The 6,082-nt window shown below is 42.7% G+C and carries 7 protein-coding genes; all 7 read left to right on the top strand.

The window, feature by feature from the left end; translation table 11 throughout:
• The first annotated feature begins 548 nt into the window (after nucleotides 1-548).
• A complete protein-coding gene (locus Q7J27_02585; GenBank protein ID MDO9528027.1) occupies nucleotides 549-803 on the top strand; it encodes a hypothetical protein in 255 nt (84 codons plus the stop codon).
• A gap of 54 nt (nucleotides 804-857) precedes the next feature.
• Entirely contained in the window at nucleotides 858-1,316 is a 459-nt protein-coding gene (locus Q7J27_02580; GenBank protein MDO9528026.1) for a hypothetical protein, read from the top strand.
• Nucleotides 1,317-1,324: 8 nt separating this feature from the next.
• The gene (locus tag Q7J27_02575) at nucleotides 1,325-1,801 is read left to right on the top strand and encodes a hypothetical protein (GenBank protein ID MDO9528025.1); all 477 of its coding nucleotides are present in this window, start codon (nucleotides 1,325-1,327) and stop codon (nucleotides 1,799-1,801) included.
• 105 nt (nucleotides 1,802-1,906) lie between these two features.
• Nucleotides 1,907-3,487: a hypothetical protein gene (locus tag Q7J27_02570; protein MDO9528024.1), complete on the top strand. Its 1,581-nt coding sequence runs from the start codon at nucleotides 1,907-1,909 to the stop codon at nucleotides 3,485-3,487.
• Between the two features lie 97 nt (nucleotides 3,488-3,584).
• The gene (locus Q7J27_02565; GenBank protein ID MDO9528023.1) at nucleotides 3,585-3,935 is read left to right on the top strand and encodes a hypothetical protein; all 351 of its coding nucleotides are present in this window, start codon (nucleotides 3,585-3,587) and stop codon (nucleotides 3,933-3,935) included.
• Nucleotides 3,929-4,111, top strand: a complete 183-nt coding sequence (locus Q7J27_02560) for a hypothetical protein (protein MDO9528022.1) — start codon at nucleotides 3,929-3,931, stop codon at nucleotides 4,109-4,111. Before Q7J27_02565 ends, Q7J27_02560 begins: the two co-directional genes overlap by 7 nt.
• The coding region (locus tag Q7J27_02555) for a portal protein (protein MDO9528021.1) at nucleotides 4,111-6,082 on the top strand (1,972 nt) is incomplete at its 3' end. The genes Q7J27_02560 and Q7J27_02555, both read left to right, overlap by 1 nt.

Here is a 6,082-nt window from a genome sequence, read left to right as displayed (position 1 = left end):
TCAGTTCTACCCTTGAGATTCAAGGGCAGAGTGAAGAGATTAAGCGAGCAGCTCCTTCATCCACTGAGGCGCATGCTTCTGGAAATTCGCGCGATCATAGCCCATACAGCAACTGTATGCCGCTCGGAGCTTGGCACGTTCTGATGCCTCAGTAGATTCACTTTCAACGATTGTTCGGTGGCTGCCACCATTGTAGCGGCAACCGCTTGCGAAACCAAAAAACAAGGTCGATTCTGCACCACAATCTTGACATACTCTTGTTTTCATCTTTCTTCCTCCCCTTTTTGGGTTAAGAGTATCATAATAATAAACAGAAGCAAGCAGCCAATGTACGATTCTCCGTAAACCCTTGATATTACAGGCGGTAAAAAATAAAATAAATCGTAAAATAAATCAGCTGTCAAGTCTTTTCTCCGCCACTTGCGTAACTATTTAATATCATGATAGTAAATGTAAAATAAATGAAAATAGTTCTTGCAATTAAAATAAGTGGCTTTATAATGTGATAATAGACAGGTAGATAAATAGACAGATAAGGAGGCAGGCAGATGATAATTAAATTTCAAAGCAACGATAGTTGGTACATGTTTGATGAGGTTGATTCGTTAGAATACAGGTATTTAAGGGTCGGCGAAAAAATTGCTTCACGATCCGGTGTGCTTGATTACATGGAAGAACCAAGTGAAGATAAGCGTGTTGAGCTTTGTTTTCTAAATAAAAACCAGCTGGAGCCGTCGCAAGTTTTCGCTGATTGTCCGGTTTATGTGCTCAACAATGAAGGCAGAACGATAGACAAACTCTAACCAATATCTGCCTGTAAATGAAAGATCAAGAAACCAAAGCAGAGGCGTAAAAAGATGAACCCTCAAAGCCAAGAAATAGATTGGACCAACCTACCCGAACCGAAAACCGGCAGAGGCCCGAAGAACATACCGTTAGAAACACTCATAGAACTATACAAGAAAAAACTCTCTCACGCACAGATTGGCAAAGTTACCGGATGCAGTGCTTCCAACGTTACTATGAGATTGAAAAGAGCAGGTATAACAACTCTAAGAGATTATAAAAAAAATAGAGCGGATGTTTTTGCAATCATACAGGGCAAAATAATCAACAGTGTTAGCCCCTTAGATATCAAAAAGGCCAGCCTGCTCCAGAAAGCCACGGCAATAGGCATTATGTATGATAAAGAGCGCCTGGAACGCGGCGAAAGCACAGAAAATATCTCGATTCATGCGGACATTAAGGCCCTGCGGGAAGGCGCACAGAACGGGGCCGTAAAGGCGAAAACTATCGCCGGGGAAGGGTGTAGGTAGGTGTAATTATGGCAATATGTGTCGTATGTGGGACGGATTTACGAGGCAAGAGAAGTGATGCGAAGTATTGTAGCGAGAAGTGCAAGAAGGCAGCACAACGGAATGTAACCGGGGCAAACGGGACATTAACCGGGACATTAACGGGACAAAGTGTCCCTGTTAGCGGGACATTAACGGGACAAACGGGACAAGATGTCCCTGTAACAGTTAGCGGGACAATCATCAAGACGGTTGACCAGATCCCCGATGCGATCAAGTCAAGACCATTGAGAAACAAGAGTAAGGATATCTGGGATTCACCGGGTTACGATTTGTCTGAGCCGGGATTCAAGAGGCGTAATAAGAACTGGGATGACGACAATGTATATCCAGGCACAGAGAGTAGCCGCTCCGCTTGCATGGCTGCCGTTAGCAGGTCACACAGGGAGTTGATGCTTGAGCGTAGTAAGGTGCGCAGAGATTTGGACAGACACAGGGCAGCCTAAAGCCTAAGAAGGACAGGAACCTTTAGAGGGGGGGGGTCACGGTCAATTCTCTGGAAGGCAGTGTGTATTATATACCCTCATTATACTTCTTTTTTTAAAAGGACTATGGAATCAGCTGAACGTATAGAGGCATTCAGGAAGAATCACGCCATTTTCTTTTTTGAGCCGTATCCCTGGCAGGCAAGGGCATTGGAGGTAATATGTGACAAGAACACAACTGCGATAATTTCCAGCAATAAGATAGGAAAATCGGCACTTGCGATAAACGTGTTGATCTCATGGTTATTAGGATATGAGCCGTGGAGTTATGTTGAGGAGGGTGGGGGAGTTGAGCGGGGAGGTGTATGGTATCGGGAGTCGTCGTTGGGGATAAAGCCTCCGGTGGATTTGATATTAACCGGTGAGGACTGGAAGTTGCATATAGGTCGTGTTTTGATACCGGAAATAAAGAAATGGGCACCGGCGGGTTGGTATTTGCCGAAGAAGAACGAGCAGGGCGTGGAATATTTTTGGAAGTGGAACAACGGTTCTACATTGACATTAATGAGCTATTCCCAGGACGACGATTTGTTTGAATCGTTCAGGGCACAGGGAGTGGTAATGGATGAACCGCCTCCGAAGTCGAAGTACATGGCGATGTCAAGGGGGTTGTTATTGGATCAGGGCAAGACTGTATTGTCGTTGACGCCGATTAAGGAAGCCTGGATACTGGATGAGATAGTTTTGAGCGGCCGTAAGGACGTGGGGATAGTTGACGGGTTGAAGATAACGGACAATCCTGATCTATATAAGAGTGATTGTGATGTTTTGAAGGATTTGAGTGAGGAGCAGTTGGGGAAGTTTTTTGATTTGCTTTTATACGATGACGTGGAGAAGGAACTGCCGGTGAGTGATAAAGGTGCGAGGGCTGAAAGGTTTCTTGAGGGATTGGTTTCAGACGAGCTTATTTCCAATTTAAAGATATTGAAGTTTATAAAGGACATCGACCCGGCGGACGTGGCACCGAGAATATTTGGGCAGTTTAAATCGCTTGTAGGTAGGGTTTTGAAGGAGTTTGATTTTAATGTTCACAAAATTGAGCCATTTGATGTACCGACTGACTGGCCGGTGACCGTGATGATAGATTTCCATTTAAGCGTCCCGCAGGCCATTTCGTACTGGACAGTGAACCGGCAGGACGTTAATTACTGTATAGGGGAGACATGGAAGAACCTATCAGCGGAGGAAATAGGAGATGACATTGTTCGTAAAATTAAAGGTGGGTGGAATATTACGGAAGCCTATATTGATCCGTTATCAAAGGGAGACCTTAGTTATATGCGTAATCGCATTGGGACAAATGCCAGGGACACGTTTTCGATATTGAGCGATAAATTATCTGAACATGGGGTTACGTTATTTGTTGCGTCAAAGGACAAGGATTCAGGGATAAAGAATTTGCAGACATGGTTGAAAGGCGTGAACCGGATGCCGACGATGTATGTTTTTGATACTTGTGAAAGGTTTTTATTTGAAGTTCAGAGATGGGTATTTGATGACGACGGTAAACCAGCGAAGGACGGGTATGATCATATGTGTGAAAATGCATATCGTTACACTCTTACTGGCACACGCTACGAACATTATCATGTGAAGCCATTACCGGCACAGCAGGTGTATTCTCAGGGTGGATGGATGGGGAAATAATGAAAAACAAGGAAGCGTATCGCAAGAGGAAGTTGGGGGATGGGTTTATTGAGGCGAAGGTGTCTAAGAAAAAGGCTAAGTTTGTGAAGGGATAGCAATGCCAGAACAAGGGAACACATTTATTATAATGGATGGGATAGAGTTATCCCTGCCAAAAAAGGAAGAAGTTGAGGCATTTAACGCATGGTTAGAAAAGAATGGAGATAGAGACCCATTTAATCCAGCACAACATTATGATTTACTTGGAGCTTTTCGTGCAGGCATAAATAGGACTGACACTAAAGGAAACTTTGCATCTTTTAATAATGGAGGACATTTACCAGACACTTTCAAATTACCAGGACATCCTACATTTTCTATAGAATCAAAATATTACAAAAAAGGGATGCCAGCTGGAAGATGGGAAGGTGAAAAATATATTCCAATAAATAGGCCGGCACGGTGGTAGGTTCCAGGTTAGAGGAGAGGCTTGAGAACTTCAGGAACGCTCATTTAACATTTTTCTTTGAGCCTTATGAATGGCAAGAAAGGGCATTAAAGACAATAAGAGAAAAAAACATGACTGCAATAATAGCCTCGAATAAAATTGGGAAAAGTTGTTTGGCTATAAATATGGGGAATTAATGAAAAAGGAAGACAAAGATATACTCGATCTGGCAAAAGAACGTTACAAGATTGCCTGTGAAGGATGGGACGACGTCTACAAAGAAGCATCGAACGACCTTAAATTTGTTTATGATATTGACGAGGGGCAATGGCCACCTCAAATACGAGCCGCCAGGGAAAGGGATGGCAGGCCTGTTACCACTGTAAACAAGTTACAGAAGTTTGTCCGGCAGTTGAGGGGGGATTTACAGCAGAACCGTCCACGTGTGAAAGTCATTCCGGTAGACGACAAGGGCGACGTTCAAATGGCTGAACTGTATAGTGGGTTAATCAGGCAGATTGAATATCTGAGTTCGGCCGAAATTGCCTACGATACAGGGTATATGCACGCCGTTTCGTGTTCAGTAGGGTATTTCAGGCTTATTACACAATTTGGCGAGAACAGTTTTGACCAGGACATTTACATTAAGAGAATTTTAAATCCGTTATCGGTACGGCTTGACCCATCAGCGGTAGAATTTACGTTTGAGGATGCGAAATATGGTTTTATCGAGGAATTAGTTGATAAAAAAGAGTTCAAGAAACTCTATCCGAAAGCTGCTGTAACCGATTTTGAGGGGAAGAAGTCTTTATTCGGGGACTGGTTATATAAGGACAAGGTCAGGGTAGTTGAATATTTTTATAAGGAACCCGTTGAGAAAAAATTAGTGCAGTTGTCAACCAGAGAGGTCATTGAACTGGGCGGGGAAGTCACTAAAGAAGATATTGAGGCAAAAGGGTTTACTATTGTACAGGAAAGAACCGAGCAGGCCCATCAGGTAAAGTGGTGCAGGATGAACGGGGCGGAAGTCCTGGAAAAAGCTGACTGGGCAGGTAAGTACATTCCAATTATTCCGGTTCTCGGTGATGAAATCGTAGTTGAAGGGAAGAAATATTATTTGTCTCTGGCAAGGGGGGCGAAGGGGCCGCAGGAGATGTACAATTACTGGGCGGATTTATCAATAAAAACAATGATATGCACACCCAACGGGTGGGATACTTTAGAAAATATACATATTGGAGATTCTGTCTTTGATGAGAAGGGTAAACCCTGTAAGGTGATCGGCGAAAGTCCGACATTAAACAAGGAAAAATCTTATAAGGTCATGTTTAGTAACGGTTCCTTTGTCGTGGCAAGTGCAGACCATCTTTGGACGGTAAACCGTGGTTCAGAATGCGGAAAAGTAATACAAACAAGAGATATTGATATTGATAACGACTCTATCTCATTAACAGAACCCTTGGATTTACCTGAAAAGGAATTGAAGATTCCTCCGTATGTGCTTGGGTTATGGTTATCGGATGGCAATTCAAGATACACTGAAATTTTCGCCCACAAGAAAACGGTTGATGAGTTGGCTGGATATTTAGTTGCCGATGGTTGTATCCTTAGTCCTAAAAGGATTGCGTGCAAAGAAACCGAAACATATGGTCTTTATATGAGGGGAATTCGTAAATATTTTGTTAATTATGGACTTTTGAATAATAAACATATCCCCACTGATTATTTAAGAGCCTCCCATATGCAAAGACTGGAACTTTTAAGGGGACTAATGGATGGGGATGGTTCTTGTAGAAGCGGGCATCAGGTAAGATTTGCGAGCAAAAGTAACCAGTTGGCATCTGATTTTTCAGAATTATTGTATACGTTAGGACTAAAAGGAAATTATAATCAAGATAAAGATGGGATAAATCATTTTTACTTTACCGCATATATGCCTGTATTCAAATTAAAATATAAGTTAGAACGCCAAATAACAGGCAGGAAGAAAAACGAAAAACAATCTTGTCGTTATAGAATCGTTTTCATAGAAGAAATAGAAGGGATTCCTACAAAATGCATAACTGTAGATAGTCCCAACTCTTTATTCTTAGCGGGTGATGGCATGATTCCTACTCACAACACATCCGCGACTGAGACAGTTGCCCTTGCCCCGAAAAGTCCCTTCA

Source organism: Syntrophales bacterium, from assembly GCA_030655775.1.
Taxonomy (GTDB): Bacteria; Desulfobacterota; Syntrophia; order Syntrophales; family JADFWA01; genus JAUSPI01.
The sequence above is the reverse complement of the archived record's forward strand: the minus strand, read 5'-3'. Positions and strand labels throughout refer to the sequence as shown.

Excerpts from the sequence above, each read along its gene's own strand:
- Q7J27_02585 (MDO9528027.1), top strand. The coding sequence starts at position 549 with ATGATAATTAAATTTCAAAGCAACGATAGTTGGTACATGTTTGATGAG.
- Q7J27_02580 (MDO9528026.1), top strand. The coding sequence starts at position 858 with ATGAACCCTCAAAGCCAAGAAATAGATTGGACCAACCTACCCGAACCG.
- Q7J27_02575 (MDO9528025.1), top strand. The coding sequence starts at position 1,325 with ATGGCAATATGTGTCGTATGTGGGACGGATTTACGAGGCAAGAGAAGT.
- Q7J27_02570 (MDO9528024.1), top strand. The coding sequence starts at position 1,907 with ATGGAATCAGCTGAACGTATAGAGGCATTCAGGAAGAATCACGCCATT.
- Q7J27_02565 (MDO9528023.1), top strand. The coding sequence starts at position 3,585 with ATGCCAGAACAAGGGAACACATTTATTATAATGGATGGGATAGAGTTA.